The following is a 17,631-nucleotide window of genomic DNA, read 5'->3' on the forward strand; positions in this document are numbered from 1 at the left end:
GATCGGTCTCCTCGGCGAGACCTGCCTGAAAGAGGAGCCGGGCCCATGCCTACCGATAACGTTCACGCGACCAACATTTTCCAGGGAACCATTCCGGCGCTGATGACGCCCTGCACCCCGGATCGCCAGCCTGATTTCGACGCCCTCGTGCGCACCGGCAAGAGCCTGATCGCCGCCGGTATGTCGGCTGTGGTCTATTGCGGCTCGATGGGCGATTGGCCCCTGTTGACGGACGAGCAGCGCATGGAAGGCGTCGAGCGCCTCGTCGCCGCCGGCGTGCCGGTGATTGTCGGCACCGGCGCGCAGAGCCCGGCCCGCGCCGCTGCGCTCGCGGCCCATGCCAAGCGCGTCGGCGCGCATGGCCTGATGATCATCCCGCGCGTGCTCTCGCGCGGCTCGTCGGTCGCGGCGCAGCAGGCGCATTTCGCCGGCATTCTCGAAGCGGCCGTGGACCTGCCCTCGGTGATCTATAACAGCCCCTATTATGGCTACGAGACCAAGGCGGATCTCTTCTTCGCCCTGCGGGCCCGCTACCCCCATCTCGTCGGCTTCAAGGAATTCGGTGGCGGCGCTTCCCTGCGTTACGCGGCCGAGCACATCACCAGCCGCGATGCGGCCCTCACTCTGATGGTCGGCGTCGATACCCAGGTCTTCCATGGCTTTGTGAATTGCGGCGCCGCCGGCGCGATCACCGGCATCGGCAATGCCCTCCCGCGCGAGGTGCTGCATCTTGTCTCGCTCTGCCAGGCGGCGGCGCGCGGCGATGCCGGCGCGCGGCGCGAGGCGCAGGAACTCGAGCAGGCGCTCGCCGTCCTCTCCTCCTTCGACGAGGGCGTCGATCTTGTACTCTACTACAAGTATTTGATGGTCCTCGAAGGGCATCCCGAATATGCTCTCCACTTCAACGAGAGCGACAGCCTTTCCGACAGCCAGCGGCATTATGTCGAAGCCCAGCACCGGCTCTTCAAGAGCTGGTATGCCGATTGGGCGCCCAAGGCCCGGAAAGCTGCCTGACGCCGCTCGTCACGGCCAGAACCAGAGGGGCCGCCCCTGTGCGGCCCTTCGCTTATCTCCAGGGTGGATCTCCCATGACCATGCAGTTCAAGAACCTGATCGGCGGCGAAGCCGTGTCGGCCTCGACCTATTCGGCCAATCTCAACCCCTCGAATACCGGCGATGTGATCGGTGAATTCGCGGCCGGCACGAAAGCCGATGTCGATCAGGCCGTGGCCGCGGCGAAGGCCGCCTTCCCGGCCTGGAGCCGCTCCACCCCGCAGGAGCGCTACGAGGTGCTGAAGAAGGCCTCGGATGAAGTCCTCGCCCGCAAGGACGAACTCGGCCGCATCCTCAGCCGCGAGGAAGGCAAGACCCTGCCGGAAGGCATCGGCGAAGCCACCCGCGCCGGGCAGATCCTCGCCTTCTTTGCCGGCGAAGCGCTCCGCCTGAACGGCGAGGCGGTTCCTTCCATCCGGCCCGGTGTCGGCATCGAGGTCACCCGCGAGCCGGTAGGCGTCATCGGCATGATCACGCCGTGGAATTTCCCGATCGCCATCCCCGCCTGGAAGCTCGCGCCCGCTCTGGCCTATGGCAACACGGTGGTGATCAAGCCGGCCGATCTCGTCCCGCATTCGGCCTGGGCGCTGGTGGATATCCTCCAGCGTGCCGGCCTGCCCAAGGGTGTGCTCAACCTCGTCATGGGGCGCGGCTCCGTGGTGGGCCAGGCGATCATCGAGCACCGGGATGTCGCGGCAATCTCCTTCACCGGCTCGGTCGGCACCGGCCGCGCCATTGCGGCGGCCTGCGTGGCGGCGACGCCGATGAAGAAGGTCCAGCTCGAGATGGGCGGCAAGAACCCGCTGGTCGTGCTCGACGATGCCGACCTGAAGACCGCCGTCGAATGCGCGGCCAACGGCGCCTATTTCTCGACCGGCCAGCGCTGTACAGCCTCCTCGCGCCTGATCGTGACCGAGGGCATCCATGACCGGTTCGTCGCGGCCTTGACCGAGCGCCTGCAGGGCCTTGTCGTCGACGACGCGCTGAAAGCCGGTACGCATATCGGCCCGGTGGTCGATGCGAAGCAGCTCGAGACCGACGAGAACTACATCGCCATCGGCCGCACGGAAGGCGCGAAGCTCCATTGGGGCGGCGAGCGGCTGAACCGCGAAAATCCCGGCTTTTATCTCCAGCCCGCGCTTTTCACCGAATGCACCAACCAGATGCGCATTTCCCGCGAGGAGATTTTCGGCCCCGTCGCCAGCGTGATCCGCGTGAAGGATTACGAGGAGGCTCTGGCCGTGGCGAACGATACCGATTTCGGCCTTTCCGCCGGCATCTGCACGTCAAGCCTGAAATACTCGACGCATTTCCGCCGCAACAGCGAGGCGGGGATGGTGATGGTCAACCTGCCGACGGCGGGGGTGGATTATCACGTCCCGTTCGGCGGCCGGAAAGGCTCGTCCTACGGCCCGCGCGAGCAGGGCGCCTATGCGCGCGAATTCTACACCACGGTGAAGACCGCCTACACCTTCGCGGGGTGAAGGCCGGGCTCTGGCGGGCTCCTCAACGGGGTATCACCCGGGCGAAATCAGGGTTCAGAGCCCTGATTTCTCACCGGAATATTGCAAAAGCCGCACCCCGCAGGCAAGACCTTGCTAACGACAACGCCAAGTCCCGCAGGCTCTAATGGATATATCCAGTAACAATTAACCGAGTTGGGCCACGCTTTCCGGACGTATTCCTTCGGACGGGTTTGTCGATGCGCGGCGTCTTGAACAGGATCAGGGTTTTCGGAGGCCACAGGGGGGGAACCTCTGCGGCCATGTTTGCGCTTTCGCTTCCGGCCCTGCTGGCTGTTGGCGCCGGGACGGCCGAATTCATGATGGCCACGCAGAAGCAGGTCGCCCTCCAGGGGCTGACAGATTCTGCCGCGATCGCCATTGCCCGCCAGATGACGGTCGCCAATCCCTCGCTCGCCGAAATGCAGGCCATCGCGCGGGGCTTTGCAGGACCTTTCGAGGCTCAGCATGGGCCGGTCGCGTTGCAGCCGGCGCCGGGGCCGGAAGCAGGAACAGTCCGTGTGCAGGCGAGCTTCCGCCTGAACCAGGGGTTCGGCTTTCTGGCCAGCATAGGGGGCGTGGACAGCGTTTCTGCAAGCTCGACCGCCAAGGCCGGCGGTTCCAGCAAGCTCTGCCTGCTTTCAATCGACGAGGCCCGGGCCGACGCGCGCTGGGCCGGTGCGAAAATGTTCCTGTCGAAGGATGCCAACGGCCTGCATCTCGGCGAGGGCGCGCGCATCACGGCACCGGGTTGCACGCTTCATACCAATTTCAAGACACGTGACGCCTTCATCATCGAGGCGCAGGCGAAAGTCACGGCGGACCTGCTCTGCGCGGCTGGCGGGATCCGCAATCTCGGCGGGTCCCTTGATGCAGAGCTCGTCACGGACTGCCCGCGTTTGCCCAACCCCCTCGAGACCCGCAATCCCACATCGATCAAACGGAAATGCGGCCTTGCGGAATACCGGGTCTGGGAATTCCGCGAGGGGACCCACACGCTCCAGCCCGGGCGCTATTGCGGCGATATCGTCATCGGCGGCACTGCCAAGGTCCGCCTGAATGCCGGGGAATATGCCATCCAGGGCAAGTTCCTGGCCGGCGGGGATTCGGAAGTCGTGGGCGATGGCATCGCGCTCTACTTCTACGGCGGCATTGATGGCCATCTCCGCCCATCCTATTTCCGCTTCACGGGCAATGCGCTTGTCGATCTCACCGCGCCGGAGAAAGGCGCCATGGCCGGCATCCTGATCTGGGAGGGCGTCAACGGCGCCGTCAGCGATCTTTCCAATAGCGCCCTTGAGCCAGAGGGCGCGAATTACCATCGCATCTCGTCGGCCCGCGCCCGGCGTCTGACCGGAACGATCTACCTCCCGGCCGGCCAGCTGCGGATCGATGCCCCGGTCGTTGTGGCTGACCGCAGCGATTACACGCTGCTGGTCATCAACCGACTCGAACTGGCGCGGGGGCCAAACCTGGTCCTGAACTCGAATTATGCCCGGTCTCGCGTGCCGGTACCGCCGGGCCTTGGCCCGGTCGGTGCGAAGGAAGTCCGCCTCATCAAGTGAGGCAGAGCTCGCGATCCGCCGGAAACCGGCCCCTCAACCCTTCTTGATGCCGTTCTGCTCGGCGACGAAATCGGCCAGCATGGGCACGAATTTCTGGCCCATTCCGGCGCCGATCGCCTGGCCGAGCAGGTTTTTCGCCGCGCTGCCGATCGGGTTCGGCACCTGCGCCGCATTCGCCATGGCATCAACATAGCGCAGGTCCTTGAAGGCATTGGCCAGCGTGAACTTGTGCGATTCCGGGTTCCCTTCCAGCGCATAGCCCATGAAGGTCTCGTAGAAGCCGCAGGACATGCGCCCCCCGCGGATGACGCTGTCGAACGTGGCGATCGAGATGCCCACCTTCTGGCCAAGCGCCAGCGCCTCGGCATAGATCGCGGCATAGCCCATCGAGACGAAATTGTTCAGCAGCTTCATCTTGTGGCCGGCGCCGACCGGGCCGAGATGGATGATCTTCGCTGCCCAGGTCTCGATCACCGGCTTCACGCGGTTGAACACGGCCTCTTCGCCGCCGCACATCGCCACGAGCTGGCCGGCTTCCGCCTGGACCGGCGTACCGCCCAGCGGCGCATCGACGAAATCGACGCCCATTGTCTTGAGTTCGGCCGCCAGCGCCTCGGTCGAGACCGGGTTCGCGGTCGACGTATCGACAATGACGAGGCCCTTATGCGCGCCGGCCATGATGCCATCCGGCGCACGCATGATCTTCTCGATCAACGGCGAGTCGCTGAGGCAGAGATGGAGGATGTCGGAATTGCGCGCCACCTCGGCGGCGGTCTTGACCTCGACGGCGCCCTTGGCGACGAGGCTTTCCACCGGCGCCCGGTTGCGGTTGCCGACAATGGTCAGCGGATAGCCCTTGGTGACGATGTTCTTGGCCATGCCATGGCCCATGAACCCCACGCCGATAAACCCGACCCGTTCCTGTCCCATTCCCGTCACTCCTGCATCGTTCCGTTGAGCGCCCGGTAGGCGCGGATCACCTGGCTGTCATCCGCGCGGCCATGGCCGGCACCGGAAGCGGCAAGGAACATCTGGTGGGCCTGCGCGGCCAGTGGCAGGGCCACCTTGCCCGCACGGCCGGCATCGAGCACCAGCGAGAGGTCCTTGACGAAGATATCGACCGCGCTGGTCACGTCGGGCTCGGCCTGCACCATGCGCGGCCCGCGATTGTTGAGCATCCAGCTGCTCGCCGCCGACTGGCCGAGGATCTTCAGCAGCATCCCGGTATCGAGCCCGGCCTTCTCGGCCATGGCAAACGCTTCCGCGATGACCGCGATATGCACCCCGCAAAGCAGCTGGTTGATGGTCTTCACCATCGCGCCGTCACCAGCCTTCTGGCCAACATGGTAGAGCTTGTCGCCCATGGGCTCGAGGACAGGCCGGGCCTGATCCAGCACGGCATCCGGCCCGCTGGCCATCAGCGTCAGGGTGCCCGCCTCGGCCCCGACCACGCCGCCGGAAACCGGACAATCCAGGAAAGCCTTGCCCGCGGCTTCCGCCATCTGGCCGATGGCCACCGCGTCGCCGGGGGCGCAGGTCGCCATCAGGATGACCACAGCGCCCGGTGCCAGCGCATCGAGCCCGCCGCTTTCCACCAAAGCCGCCCGGGCCTGTGCGGCATTGACCACCATCAGGACGAGCGCGCCTGCCCCCTGTGCGGCTTCGCGCGCGGAAGCCGCGGCGACGCCGCCATTCTTTTCATGCGCGGCCAAAGCGGCGGGGTTCAGGTCGAAGCCGCAGACGCGGAACTGCTTTTCCACGAGCCGCCTGGCCATGGGCAGGCCCATGGCACCGAGGCCGATAAAGGCGATATCGCGCGGAGCCGGCACGGCGTTATTCCTTCACCGCGCCGGTCATGGCCGAGACGTAATACTCGACGAAGAACGAGTAGAGGATCACCAGCGGCAGCGAGCCGACCAGCGCGCCCGCCATCAGCGAACCCCAGCGATATTGGTCGCCATCGGTGAAGGCCGTCACGATCGCCACCGGCACGGTCTTGTTCGCATGCGTGTTGATGAAGGTCAGCGCATAGATGAACTCGTTCCAGCACAGGGTCAGGCAGAAGATCCCGGCCGAGATCAGCCCTGGCACCGCCAGCGGCAGCACGATCTTCATCAGGATCTGGAACCGGCTGGCGCCGTCGATCAGCGCGCATTCCTCCAGCTCGAACGGGATCGTCTTGAAATAGCCCATCAGCAGCCAGGTCGAGAACGGAATGAGGATGGTCGGGTAGGTCAGGATCAGCGCGAAGGGCGTATCGAAAAGCCCGTACTGATAGACCACCGTCGAGAGCGGGATGAAGAGGATCGAGGGCGGCACCAGATAGGACAGGAAGATCAGGCCGCCGACCGTGCTCGCGCCCTTGTAGCGGATGCGCACGATGGCATAGGCCGCGAAGACGGATGCGATCAGCGCCAGCACGGTCGAGACGACCGAGATGAACATCGTGTTCCAGAGCCAGCGCGGATACTCGGTCTTGAAGATGAGATCCTTGATGTGCTCCAGCGTCGGCGCCCAGGTCCAGAACGGGTTGGCGCGCTCGAAATCGACCAGCTCTTCCTTCGGTTTGATGGCCGTCAGCCCCATCCAGTAGAAGGGGAAGAGCAGGACGAACACGATCAGGAAGAGCGGGATATAGACCGTCACGACCCGCCGCGGCAGCGTGTCGAGATAGGACATGCCCTCGCGGTTGTCGGTGATGTCGGCTCGGGTTTCGGCGGCACTCATGACGGGCTCCGGAGGTTAAAGGCGGGGGCGGGCGTCGAGCTGGAATGAGAGAGAAAGTCCATCAATCCTCTCCCTGCTGCCACTTGCGGCGCTGGAGGCCGAACACCTCCGCGCTTGGGGCTTGCCCCATTCGCGGCAAGGAAAAATCGTGGTTCGCCATCAATCCTCTCCCTGCTGCCACTTGCGGCGCTGGAGGCCGAACCACGAGATCATGATCGCCCCCAGCAGGAAGGGGATCATCGCGGTGGAGACTGCTGCGCCCTCGCCGATCTTCCCGCCGAGAATGGCCGTGTTGTAGCTCATGGTGGCCATGAGTTCGGTCGCCCCGGCCGGGCCGCCATTGGTCAGCACCTTGATGAGCTGGAAATCCGTGAAGGTGAACAGCACCGAGAAGGTCATGACCACGGCGATGATCGGCGTCAGCAGCGGATAGGTGATGTAGCGGAACATCTGCCAGCGCGTGGCACCGTCCAGAGTCGCGGCTTCGTAAAGGGAAGGCGGTACGGTCTGCAGGCCGGCAAGCAGGGTGATGGCGATGAAGGGCACGCCGCGCCAGACATTGGCGAAGATCACGCTCCAGCGGGCATTCCAGGTATCACCGAGGAAGTTGATGTTGGTCGTGCGCCAGCCCATTTCCTTCAGCGTCCAGGAGACGATCGAGAAGGTCGGGTCGAAGATCCACCAGAAGGCGATGGCGGAAAGCACCGTCGGCACGATGAAGGGGATCAGCACGATGGCGCGGATCATCGCCTTGAACGGCAGGTGGTGGTTCAGCAGGATGGCGAGATACAGCCCGATCGCGAATTTCGCGATACTGGCGATCGTCGTGTAGAACAGCGTGTTGAACACCGCGTCCTGGAATTTGCTGTCACCGAGCACCCATTCGTAATTCTCGATGCCGATGAACTCGCCCGGCCGGCCGATCCGCGTATCCGTGAAGGACAGCCAGACGCCGAGACCGAGGGGATAGGCCAGGAACAGGATCAGGAAGGCCGCGGCCGGCACCATGAACCAGAAGCCGAGCCAGTTGCGGTTGGTCTTCAGGCGGTCCCAGGCGGTCGCCTCGCGAATCGGGGCGCGGCGGGGCAGAGGCAGGGCGGCGTCGGTCATCACAGTTCCTCCGGCGGAAATTCCGGTTCGCACGCCCGGGCTGGCCGGGGCGCGTCACAGGCAGGGAGTCCTCCCCGGCGAACCGGGGAGGACCGACCTTGTCGTCAGCGATAGATGCGCTTCAGCTGGCGCTCGGCGACCGCGATCGCGCCCGGCACGGTTTCGCGCCCGGTGCAGACCGAGGCGAACATGTCGAGCACCACGAAGTCGGCGAGGGCCGAGGCGGCACGCTCGCCCACCGAGCCCTGGCCGCCGGCGGTCAGCGTATCCCAGCCCGCTGTCTTGGCGACGCCGAGCTTCGGATCCGAGGTCCAGACCGGGTTCGCATCATAGGCCTTGAGCGGATGCGAGAGATAGGCCACGGCGCTTTCGAGCCACTTGTTGTAGTTCTCGGCTTCCATCATGAACGCCATGAAGGCCTTGCAGGCATTCGGAACCTTCGAATACTTCATGATCAGCATCGGATACGCGATGTGGAATTCGGTCGGCTTGCCGACCGGGCCGACAGGCCACGTCGAGTGGTTCATGTCGTCCATGATTTCCTTCATCTTCGGATCCTTGCCTGCACCGGCCTTGGCCGCGGCATAGATCGAGACGCCGTTATTGCTCAGCGAGATTTCGCTGGCCAGGAACGCCTTGTTGTTGAACGCGTCGTTCCAGGAGGCACAGCCCGGCACGAAGACATCCGACAGCGCCTTGGCATATTCCAGAGCCTTGGCGGTTTCCGGCGAATTCAGAATGACCTTGTCGTTCTTGTCGACCGTGTTGCCACCATGGCTCCACAGCGCCCAATGCACCCAGGCATTGCCATCGCCCGAGGCGCGGCCCAGCGCGAAACCGCCCGGAACCGACTTGGCCTTGAGCGCCTTCATCAGTTCGAGGAAGCCGGCCGTGTCCTTCGGGATCGACTTGAAGCCGGCCTTCTCGATCATCGACTGGCGGTAATTGATGACGTTGGCATTATAGGCGACCGGCAGCGCGATCCACTTGCCCTGGCTCTTGCCATAGGTTTCCGCGGTCGGGGCCCAGCCGCCGTACTTCTTGCCGAGATAGTTGCAGACATCCGACACGTCGGTGCACTTGGCCGGGAAGAGATGTGGCAGGGAATAGAGACCCCAGAACATGTCCGGGCCCTGGTTCGTGTTGGCCGCGACCGATGCCTTCGGCTGCACGTCATCGAGCGATTCGTTGATGACGTTGACCTTCACGCCGGTGGCCTTGGTGAAGGCCGAGACGAGGGCCATGAAGCCATCTTCTTCCGACTGGATGAAGCGCTTCCAGCGCAGGATCTGGATCGAGGCATTGGCTTCCGGCTTGAACGGGGCCGACTGCGCCCAGGCGCGGGCGAAATCCGTCAGGCCGCTGCCGGCCAGCATCGCGCCGGCGCCGAGCGTGGCGGTGCCGGACAGGAAGCTGCGGCGGTCGAGTGAGGGGGTCTTGATCGTCATGCGGTTTCCTCCGTATGGCCCGGATGTTGATCGCCGGGTCCGTTTGATGCGCCCATCCGGGCCGGTCGGTCCTCCACCGGCCTCCCGCCAGCGAGGAAAAGTCAGACCGCCGGCCTCCGCCGGCGGGGAGAGCGTCAGGCGACGAGCCTTTTGCCGGTCTCGGCGTCGAAGAGATGCGCGATGGGCAGGCTGGGCGAGATCGGGATCATCTCGCCCGGCTTGGCCGTGAGGCGTTCGCGGAACACGGCGATGATGTCCTGCCCGCCGGCCCGCAGCACCACCTGCGTTTCCGAACCGGTCGGTTCGAGCACCACCACTTCCGCCGGCACGCCGGCCGAATCGATGCGGATATGTTCCGGCCGGAGGCCATAGACCACCGGCTTGCCATCCGAGCCGGCCGGCGCCGCGCCGACAGGCAGGTGGAAGCCGCCATCGGCCATGAAGCCACCCGGACCCAGCTTGCCGCGGATGAAATTCATCGCCGGCGAGCCGATAAAGCCCGCAACGAACAGGTTTTCCGGCCGGTCATACAGTTCCAGCGGCGCGCCCATCTGCTCGACGATGCCGTCATGCATCACCACGATCTTGTCGGCCATGGTCATGGCCTCGATCTGGTCATGCGTCACATAGACGGTCGTCGTGCGCAGGCGCTGGTGCAGCTCCTTGATCTCGGTGCGCATCTGCACGCGCAGCTTGGCATCGAGGTTCGAGAGCGGCTCGTCGAACAGGAAGACCTGCGGATCGCGCACAATGGCGCGGCCCATGGCGACGCGCTGGCGCTGGCCGCCGGAAAGCTGCTTGGGATAGCGCTCGAGCAGCTTCTCGAGGCCGAGGATCTTGGCGGCCTTGTCGACGCGCTCCTTGATCTCGGCCTTCGGGGCATTCCGCAGGCTCATCGAGAAGGCCATGTTGTCGGCCACCGTCATATGCGGGTAGAGCGCATAGTTCTGGAACACCATCGCGATGTCGCGTTCCTTCGGCGGCACGTGGTTGACCACCCGGTCCCCGATCAGGATCTCGCCCGCGGAAATGTTCTCCAGCCCCGCCAGCATCCTGAGCAGGGTCGACTTGCCGCAGCCCGAAGGCCCGACGAGCACGACAAACTCGCCATCGGCGATGTCGATATCGACCCCGTGGATGATCTGAACGTTGCCAAACGCCTTCCGCACGTCGCGGATCGTTACAGACGCCATCAACTCCTCCCGCTATCGCCCCGTTCCGGAGCGCCTTCGATTGAGCGCGGCGTGCCTGGCATGCTGTCGCGCCTTGTCCGGCTCTTGCGGCCGGTTCTAAAAAGTCATACTAGTTTTTCCGTGCTGTCAAGCGGGTCTCTGGCCAATCGGAACGAAGAGTTGCGGTGTCATGAGGAGAAGGGCCGCAAGGGAGCGGGCCAACCGGGGAGGAGACGGTCATGCTGAAGCGGGTTGCGGGCAGGGTAGTGGCGCGGCCGGGCATGGAAGGTCCCTTCACCCAGATGACCGAGCGGCTCGCCGTGGCGATCCTCTCCGGCGCGCTTCCCGTCGGGGCACTGGTGCCGAACGAGGAGGGCCCGGATGGCGAGGGCGCGGCCTCGCGCACGGCCTATCGCGAGGCGATGCGCTTCCTTGCCGGCAAGGGGCTGATCGAGGCGCGACAGCGCGCCGGCACCCGGGTCGCCCCGCGCGAATCCTGGCATATGCTCGATCCGGACGTGCTGCGCTGGTCGCTGGCAGTGAAGCCTGACGAGGCCTTCATCCGCGATCTGTTCGAGCTCCGCTTCATGATCGAGCCTGGCGCGGCGCGGCAGGCGGCGATGCGCCATCGCCCCGAACAGCTCGCCGCGATCCGCCTCGCCCTCGAGGGCATGGAGCGCGTGACGCCCTATACCGATGCGAATTTTGCCTTTGACCTTGCCTTCCACGAGGCGATTTTCCACGCATCCGGCAACGAGGCGCTCAAGGCGCTGGTTGGTGTGGTCTCGACGACGCTGCATTGGTCGCTCCGTACCCAGAGCGCGCGCAAGCCCGAGGATTTCGACCAGCCTCTCGCCGATCACCGGCGGCTCTACGAGGCGCTGGAGCGCCGCGATGCCGATGGCGCGGCAACCCTCACGCGGATTCTTGTCGCCGACGCGCTGCGCGCCACTTTGGCTGCCCTGCGGGGTCTGGCCGCCAATCCAACCGAATTGGCCTGACCAATTCCGCAGGCAACGTGAGGCGCTGCCTCAATTAATAATACTAATTCGCGGCCCTTTGCCCTGACGCGGGGTTGGCTCGGTGGGTTGGGCCCGGCCGGAACCGGCTTTTTCCTGCGCGGGCGAGCTTGGGGCGAGATCCACGCCGCGCGCGAGTTCGGCCACCAGCCAGTCGCGGAAAGCCGCGATCTTTTTCGGCATCACCGCCCGTTTCCGCCAGACGAGGCGATGCCCGCTCGCCTTGATGTCGCGCGGGCCGAACGGCATGACCAGCCGCCCGGATGCGAGTTCGGCCTCGGCGATCAGCGTTGATTCGAGGCAGAGGCCCAGCCCGTCCGTCGCGGCGGCGATCGCCATGAACGAGCGGTCGAAATGCATGTGCCGCGCCGGCACCGCCTTGCCCGGCGCATGCACGTCGAGCCAGTTCTGCCACTGCACGACATTGCGCACCGAATGAAGCAGGGTCATCGTCTCGAACGAGGTCGTCCGCGGGGTCCACGGGCCGGGCCTGAGGTAATCCGGCGCGCAGAGCGGCACGATGCTCTCCTCGGCGACGAGCAGGGAATCGCAGCCCTCCGGCACCGGCCGGGCATATTGCAGGTCGAGATCATAGACATCGTCGCGGAAGGGCCCGGCATCCGGCGTCGAGGACAGCCGGACCACGATGTCGGGATGCGTGGCGATGAACCGCTTCAGCCGCGGCATCAGCCATTGCGCCGCAAAACTCGGCGAGCAATGCAGCGCCAGGATCTGCGCATTGGCCGGTTGCGAGACGATCCGCGTCGCTGCCTCGAGCCGCTGGAAGCCCTCCTGCAACGCCTCATGGTAGCGATGCGCCGCGTCGGTCGCGAACACGCTCCGGTTGCGGCGTTCGAAAAGCGGCGCGCCGAGCACCCGCTCCAGTTCCCGGATCCGGTGCGAGACGGCTGCCGTGGTCAGCCCGAGCGACTCAGCCGCCTGGGTAAAACTGCCTTGCCGCATGACGGCGCGGAAGGCCTCGAGCGACCGGAGGGGAGGCAGGTCGGACATGCGTAGCTCCTGATGAAAGCGAGGGCAAGACCGTCAAAAAAATTTTGTCAATCGACATATATTATTTGATTTTCTTTGTCCAAAATCCTGCGCAAATTAGTGGACAGACAGGGCATTCGGGGAGGTTTTCATGCTGCTCAAGGGGCAGGTCGCGGTTATTACCGGCGGGGCGTCGAAGCGTGGGCTTGGCCTTGCGACGGCGCGGCTTTTTGCCGAGCACGGCGCCCGCGTGGCCATTCTCGACCTCGATCTGGACGCCGCGAAGGAGGCCATTGCCACCCTGAAGGGCCGCGGCCACCTGGCGATCCGCTGCGATGTGACGAAGCGCGCGGCATGCGAACGGGCGGTCGAGCGCGTGATCCGGCGGTATAACCGTCTGGATATCCTGCTGAATTACGCCGGCATCACCTCACCGCAGCGCGTCATGCAGGTTGATGATGCCACGTATGACCGCATCTTCGACATCAATATGCGCGGCACCCTCCATATGACGCAGGCCGTCGTGCCGCAGATGCGCGCACAGCGTTCAGGATCGATTGTGAACATGTCCTCGGTCTCCGCGCAGCGCGGCGGCGGCGTCTTCGGCGGCTCGCACTACTCCGCTGCCAAGGGCGCAATCCTTGGATATACAAAGGCTTGCGCACGGGAACTCGGCCCGGACAATATCCGCGTCAACGCCATCTGCCCCTCGATGATCGACACCGATATCACCGGCGGCATGCTGACGGATGAACGGCGCGAGGAGATCAAGAAATCGATCCCGATGGGCCGGATCGGCACGGCCGACGAGGTGGCCGGTTGCGGCCTTTTCCTCGCCTCCTCGCTCTCCAGCTATGTCACCGGCTCGGAGATCGATATCAATGGCGGCAGCCATATCCACTGAAAGAACAGAAGGTTAGGCCCCCGATAAATGGCCTTGCCACCTGTTCATCCTGCCGCCGCGGCTTCCGCCAGAAGGGCCCGCGCCGTCGGGCCCGACCAGTCCATCGCACCGGCGACATAGCCGAAATTCCGCCCGCCCGGTGTCAGCACATAGCTCAGCGGCAGGCCGAAGAGCCGGAACGGGTCCTGCGGCGTCGCCTCGTCGGCGCGGCGCGCGACCCGGAATTCAGGATCGATGAACGCCGGCAGTCGCTTCAGGCCGAGGCCGGCGAGATAGGGCCGGACGACGCGTGCCCCCTCCCGATCGACCGAGATCGCCACCGCACGCAAGCCCGGGTCGCGCTGCAGCAACGCATCGAGTGCCGGCAGTTCCTGCCGGCAGGGCGGGCACCAGGTTGCAAAGAAATTCACAATCAGAACAACGCCCTGGTAACGTTCGAGCAACGTGGTCCGGCCGTCGAGCCCGGTCAGGACCTGCCGGCCGACCGGGGCCGGATCGGCGAAGCGTACCACCTGCCCGCGCGCATTCCGCAAGGCCGGCAGCCTTTCCTGCGCAAGGACCCGGGGCACGAAAAAACCCGTGGTCATCAGGCCGAGAAGGGGGCGTCGAGTGGTGTCCATGCGGTGTTCCGGAGCATTCAGCCTATAAAATAACCAACGAAAACAATTGTTTGCAACAAAACTCCGGAGAACCCCCCATTGCAACCGCGTTCCGCCTGTGGCATTCAGGAAAGACGCGCTACCGCATGAGAATGGCGCAAGAACGATGGGTGGAGAAACGGCATGACATTTCCGATGCGCAAGACGATCCTCGCGGCCATGGCCGCAGCCGCCATGATGGCACCGGGTATCGCCCGGGCGGACTTCATCAATGTTCTGACCGGGGGCACGTCCGGCGTCTATTACCCGATGGGCGTGGGCATGTCGAAGCTGTTCGGCGAGAAGATCGCCGGCTCGCGCCCGAGCGTTCAGGCGACGAAGGCGTCGGTCGAGAACCTCAACCTGCTCCAGCAGGGCAAGGGCGAGATCGCGTTCACCCTGGGTGATTCGGTCATCTCCGCCTGGAAGGGCGAGGCCGAGGCCGGCTTCCCGGCACCGCTGAAGAAGCTCCGTGGCATCGCCGCGATCTATCCGAACTACATCCAGATCGTTGCCTCCAAGGAATCCGGCATCAAGACGCTGGCGGACCTGAAGGGCAAGCGCCTCTCGGTCGGCGCGCCGAAATCCGGCACCGAACTGAACGCCCGCGCCATTCTGGCCGCGGCGGGCCTCGCCTACAAGGATCTCGGCAAGGTCGAATACCTGCCCTTCGCCGAATCTGTCGAGCTGATGAAGAACCGCCAGCTCGATGCGACGCTGCAATCGGCTGGCCTCGGCGTGGCCTCGATCCGCGACCTCTCGACCTCGGTCGCAATCGTGATGGTGGAAGTCCCGCCCTCCATCGTTGACAAGGCTGGCCTGCCGTTCGTCCAGGGCGCCATTCCGCCGAATACCTATACCGGCCAGACCAGCCCGGTCAGCACGGCGGCCGTGATGAACTATCTCGTCACGCATGAGGGTGTTTCGGAAAAGCTGGTCTACGAGATGACCAAGTCGATCTTCGAGAACCTGCCTTCGCTGGCCGCTGCCCATGCCGCCGGCCGGGCCATCCGGCTCGAGAATGCCGTGAACGGCATGGCGATCCCGCTGCATCCCGGTGCCGCCAAGTACTTCACCGAAAAGGGGATCAAGCTGCCGGCCACCAATTGAGGCCATTGCCTGACTTGTATTGCATGACCGGCCGGGCCCGCTCCCGGCCGGTCATGTCGTTCCGGACAACCTCACCGGCTCGATAGGTGTGTTCATGTCGACTGCTCTTCCCCAGAATCACGAGGCTGCCGATGCCCCGCCGCCGGCTCCCGCGCCGGTTGTCGATCCTGAACACGGGCTCCCGGCCGGGTTCGGCCCCGGCAGGATCGGCCATCTCCTGTTCTGGACGGCTTTTGCTTTCTCGGTGTTCCAGCTGGCCACGGCTTTCAACCTGCCTCTTGACCGGAAGATTGGCGGGGTCCTTTCCTATATCGTGCTGCTTCGCGGCCTGATACTGGGCTGGCTGGCCTGGATCCTTGTCGGGAAGATGCGGGGGAAGGCGGCCTTGCAGGGTCTGCTGGCCTGGCTGCCGCTCGCCATTGTCATCGAATTGCTGGCGCGGTTTGATGGTTCCGTTCCCAACCAGGTGCTGCGGGCGCTGCATGTCGGCTTCCTGATGGTCGTCGCCGGAGGGCTGCTTCTCGTTCATCGGTCGGTGACGCCGGTGCAGAAGGCGGTCAGCCTCGGCATTATCCTGGTCGGTGCGGTTGTCGCGCTGTATCAATGGTTCTTCTATGCCGATCTGCTGCTGCGCACCGGCGCCTTGAACGGGCTCGATGTCGCCTTGGGCATCATCGTGCTGGTCGCCCTCTTCGCGCTCGCCTGGCGGTTCATGGGTCCGGCGCTGCCGATCGTCTCTGGCCTGTTCCTCGCCTATGCCCTGTTTGGCAGTTACCTGCCTGCACCGCTTGACCACCGCGGCTACAGCCTTGAACAGGTCATCGACCAGATGGCCTATGGCACGGAAGGCATCTATGCGACGCCGACCGGCGTCTCGGCCACGTTCATCTTCCTCTTCATCCTGTTCGGCGCCTTTCTCGAGCGCGCCGGCATGATCCAGCTCTTCACCGATGTCGCGATGGGCCTGTTCGGCGCCGCGCGCGGCGGCCCGGCCAAGGTTGCGGTGTTTTCCTCGGCGCTGATGGGCACCATTTCCGGCTCGGGCGTCGCCAATGTGGTCTCGACCGGCCAGTTCACCATCCCGCTGATGAAACGCTTCGGCTACCGCGCGGCCTTTGCCGGCGGCGTCGAGGCCACGGCTTCGATGGGCGGGCAGATCATGCCACCGGTCATGGGCGCGGTGGCGTTCATCATGGCGGAAACCATCGATGTTCCCTATGCCGAGATCGTCAAGGCCGCCATCGTCCCGGCCTTGCTCTACTATTTCGCGGCCTTCCTCGCCGTTCATCTCGAAGCCGGCAAGCGCGGCCTCGTCGGCATGGCGCGGGATGAATTGCCGAGCCCGGCAAAGGCCCTGAAGGCGAAATGGTATCTCATCCTGCCGCTGGTCGTGCTGGTCTATCTTCTCTTTGCCGGCTTCACGCCGCTCTTCTCCGGCTCGATCGGCCTGGCCCTGACCGTGCTGCTGATCCTCGGCGCTTCCGCAACGCTCGGCATCACGCAGCCGACGGTGCGGATCCTGTTCTGGGTCGGCCTCGGCCTGCTCTGCGCCACCTTCTTCTGGTACGGCATCATGGTGATCGTCGGCCTCGTGGTTGGGTTGATCCTGTGGAACCTGGTCAGCCATGGTGGCCGCGAGGCGCTGGCGATCTGCCGTGATTCCCTTGCCGACGGTGCCCGCCAGGCCATTCCGGTCGGCGTCGCCTGTGCGGTTGTCGGCATCGTGATCGGCACGATGACGCTGACCGGCGTGGGCACCATCCTCGGTACGGCGGTGGTTTCCGTCGGCCAGAAGAGCCTCTTCGCCGCGCTGGTCCTGACCATGATCGTCAGCCTCATTCTCGGCATGGGCATTCCCACCATCCCGAACTACATCATCACCTCGTCGATCGCTGCGCCGATCCTGCTCGAACTCGGTGTCCCGCTGATCGTCAGCCATATGTTCGTGTTCTATTTCGGCATCATGGCCGATCTCACCCCGCCCGTGGCGCTTGCCGCCTTCGCCGCGGCGCCGATCGCCCGGGAAAGCGGGATGCGGATCGGGGTCGAGGCGGTCAAGATCGCCATTGCCGGGTTCGTCATCCCCTATATGGCAGTCTATGATCCAGCCCTGATGCTCCAGCCGGTCAAGGGGCTGGCCGGTTCAGCCTATCTCTTTGCGGTTGCATGGATTGTCTTCAAGGCCACATTGGCCATCATGCTCTGGGGGGCGGCCTTTACCGGCTATCTCCAGCGCGAAATGGCGGCCTGGGAACGCGTCCTCGCCGTGATCGCGGCCGCTTTGCTGGTGGTTGCGCTGCCGATTACCGATGAACTCGGCGTCGGGCTGGCTGCCCTCGTCATTGGCCATCATCTCTGGCGGGCGCGGCAAGATCGTGCCCGTCTGGCCTGAC

The 17,631-nt window shown here is 64.8% G+C and carries 15 protein-coding genes; 7 read left to right on the top strand and 8 right to left on the bottom strand.

Going from position 1 to position 17,631, the window contains the following annotated elements; genetic code table 11:
- The first annotated feature begins 45 nt into the window (after nucleotides 1-45).
- The 3 genes from P0652_RS14305 (at nucleotide 46) to P0652_RS14315 (ending at nucleotide 4,120) form a co-directional block, all read left to right on the top strand.
- On the top strand, nucleotides 46-1,014 hold the full coding sequence (locus P0652_RS14305; RefSeq protein ID WP_284179498.1) for a dihydrodipicolinate synthase family protein: 969 nt from the start codon (nucleotides 46-48) through the stop codon (nucleotides 1,012-1,014).
- Between the two features lie 74 nt (nucleotides 1,015-1,088).
- Nucleotides 1,089-2,537: an aldehyde dehydrogenase family protein gene (locus P0652_RS14310; protein ID WP_284179499.1), complete on the top strand. Its 1,449-nt coding sequence runs from the start codon at nucleotides 1,089-1,091 to the stop codon at nucleotides 2,535-2,537.
- Between the two features lie 281 nt (nucleotides 2,538-2,818).
- Entirely contained in the window at nucleotides 2,819-4,120 is a 1,302-nt protein-coding gene (locus P0652_RS14315) for a TadE/TadG family type IV pilus assembly protein (RefSeq protein ID WP_284179500.1), read from the top strand.
- Nucleotides 4,121-4,153: 33 nt separating this feature from the next.
- Here the strand turns inward: P0652_RS14315 and P0652_RS14320 are convergent, their stop codons facing one another.
- From P0652_RS14320 to P0652_RS14345, 6 genes are all read right to left on the bottom strand, one after another.
- Nucleotides 4,154-5,050 carry an NAD(P)-dependent oxidoreductase gene (locus P0652_RS14320; protein ID WP_284179501.1) on the bottom strand — a complete coding sequence of 299 codons (897 nt, stop codon included), beginning with the start codon at nucleotides 5,048-5,050 and terminating at the stop codon, nucleotides 4,154-4,156.
- Between the two features lie 5 nt (nucleotides 5,051-5,055).
- Entirely contained in the window at nucleotides 5,056-5,949 is an 894-nt protein-coding gene (locus P0652_RS14325) for an NAD(P)-dependent oxidoreductase (protein ID WP_284179502.1), read from the bottom strand.
- A 4-nt stretch (nucleotides 5,950-5,953) separates the two neighbouring features.
- Nucleotides 5,954-6,847 carry a carbohydrate ABC transporter permease gene (locus P0652_RS14330; RefSeq protein ID WP_284179503.1) on the bottom strand — a complete coding sequence of 298 codons (894 nt, stop codon included), beginning with the start codon at nucleotides 6,845-6,847 and terminating at the stop codon, nucleotides 5,954-5,956.
- Between the two features lie 159 nt (nucleotides 6,848-7,006).
- Nucleotides 7,007-7,957, bottom strand: coding sequence for a carbohydrate ABC transporter permease (locus P0652_RS14335; RefSeq protein WP_284179504.1), 951 nt, complete (start codon nucleotides 7,955-7,957; stop codon nucleotides 7,007-7,009).
- A gap of 104 nt (nucleotides 7,958-8,061) precedes the next feature.
- A complete protein-coding gene (locus P0652_RS14340) occupies nucleotides 8,062-9,405 on the bottom strand; it encodes an ABC transporter substrate-binding protein (RefSeq protein WP_284179505.1) in 1,344 nt (447 codons plus the stop codon).
- A gap of 134 nt (nucleotides 9,406-9,539) precedes the next feature.
- Entirely contained in the window at nucleotides 9,540-10,598 is a 1,059-nt protein-coding gene (locus P0652_RS14345) for an ABC transporter ATP-binding protein (protein WP_284179506.1), read from the bottom strand.
- A 218-nt stretch (nucleotides 10,599-10,816) separates the two neighbouring features.
- On the opposite strand from P0652_RS14345, the gene P0652_RS14350 reads away from it, so the two are divergent.
- Nucleotides 10,817-11,578, top strand: coding sequence for a FadR/GntR family transcriptional regulator (locus P0652_RS14350; protein ID WP_284179507.1), 762 nt, complete (start codon nucleotides 10,817-10,819; stop codon nucleotides 11,576-11,578).
- A gap of 30 nt (nucleotides 11,579-11,608) precedes the next feature.
- On the opposite strand, the gene P0652_RS14355 is transcribed toward P0652_RS14350, so the two are convergent.
- Nucleotides 11,609-12,607, bottom strand: coding sequence for a LysR substrate-binding domain-containing protein (locus P0652_RS14355; RefSeq protein WP_284179508.1), 999 nt, complete (start codon nucleotides 12,605-12,607; stop codon nucleotides 11,609-11,611).
- Nucleotides 12,608-12,737: 130 nt separating this feature from the next.
- Here P0652_RS14355 and P0652_RS14360 point away from each other — a divergent pair, with 130 nt between their 5' ends.
- Nucleotides 12,738-13,490: an SDR family NAD(P)-dependent oxidoreductase gene (locus P0652_RS14360; RefSeq protein WP_284179509.1), complete on the top strand. Its 753-nt coding sequence runs from the start codon at nucleotides 12,738-12,740 to the stop codon at nucleotides 13,488-13,490.
- A 44-nt stretch (nucleotides 13,491-13,534) separates the two neighbouring features.
- On the opposite strand, the gene P0652_RS14365 is transcribed toward P0652_RS14360, so the two are convergent.
- Nucleotides 13,535-14,110: a TlpA family protein disulfide reductase gene (locus tag P0652_RS14365; RefSeq protein ID WP_284179510.1), complete on the bottom strand. Its 576-nt coding sequence runs from the start codon at nucleotides 14,108-14,110 to the stop codon at nucleotides 13,535-13,537.
- A gap of 174 nt (nucleotides 14,111-14,284) precedes the next feature.
- On the opposite strand from P0652_RS14365, the gene P0652_RS14370 reads away from it, so the two are divergent.
- Together P0652_RS14370 and P0652_RS14375 are read left to right on the top strand one after the other, a co-directional pair.
- A complete protein-coding gene (locus P0652_RS14370; protein ID WP_284179565.1) occupies nucleotides 14,285-15,238 on the top strand; it encodes a TAXI family TRAP transporter solute-binding subunit in 954 nt (317 codons plus the stop codon).
- Nucleotides 15,239-15,332: 94 nt separating this feature from the next.
- Nucleotides 15,333-17,630 carry a TRAP transporter permease gene (locus P0652_RS14375; RefSeq protein ID WP_284179511.1) on the top strand — a complete coding sequence of 766 codons (2,298 nt, stop codon included), beginning with the start codon at nucleotides 15,333-15,335 and terminating at the stop codon, nucleotides 17,628-17,630.
- Nucleotide 17,631: the final 1 nt, after the last annotated feature.

It is taken from the genome of Rhabdaerophilum sp. SD176 (genome assembly GCF_030143245.1).
Lineage (GTDB): Bacteria > Pseudomonadota > Alphaproteobacteria > Rhizobiales > Beijerinckiaceae > Rhabdaerophilum.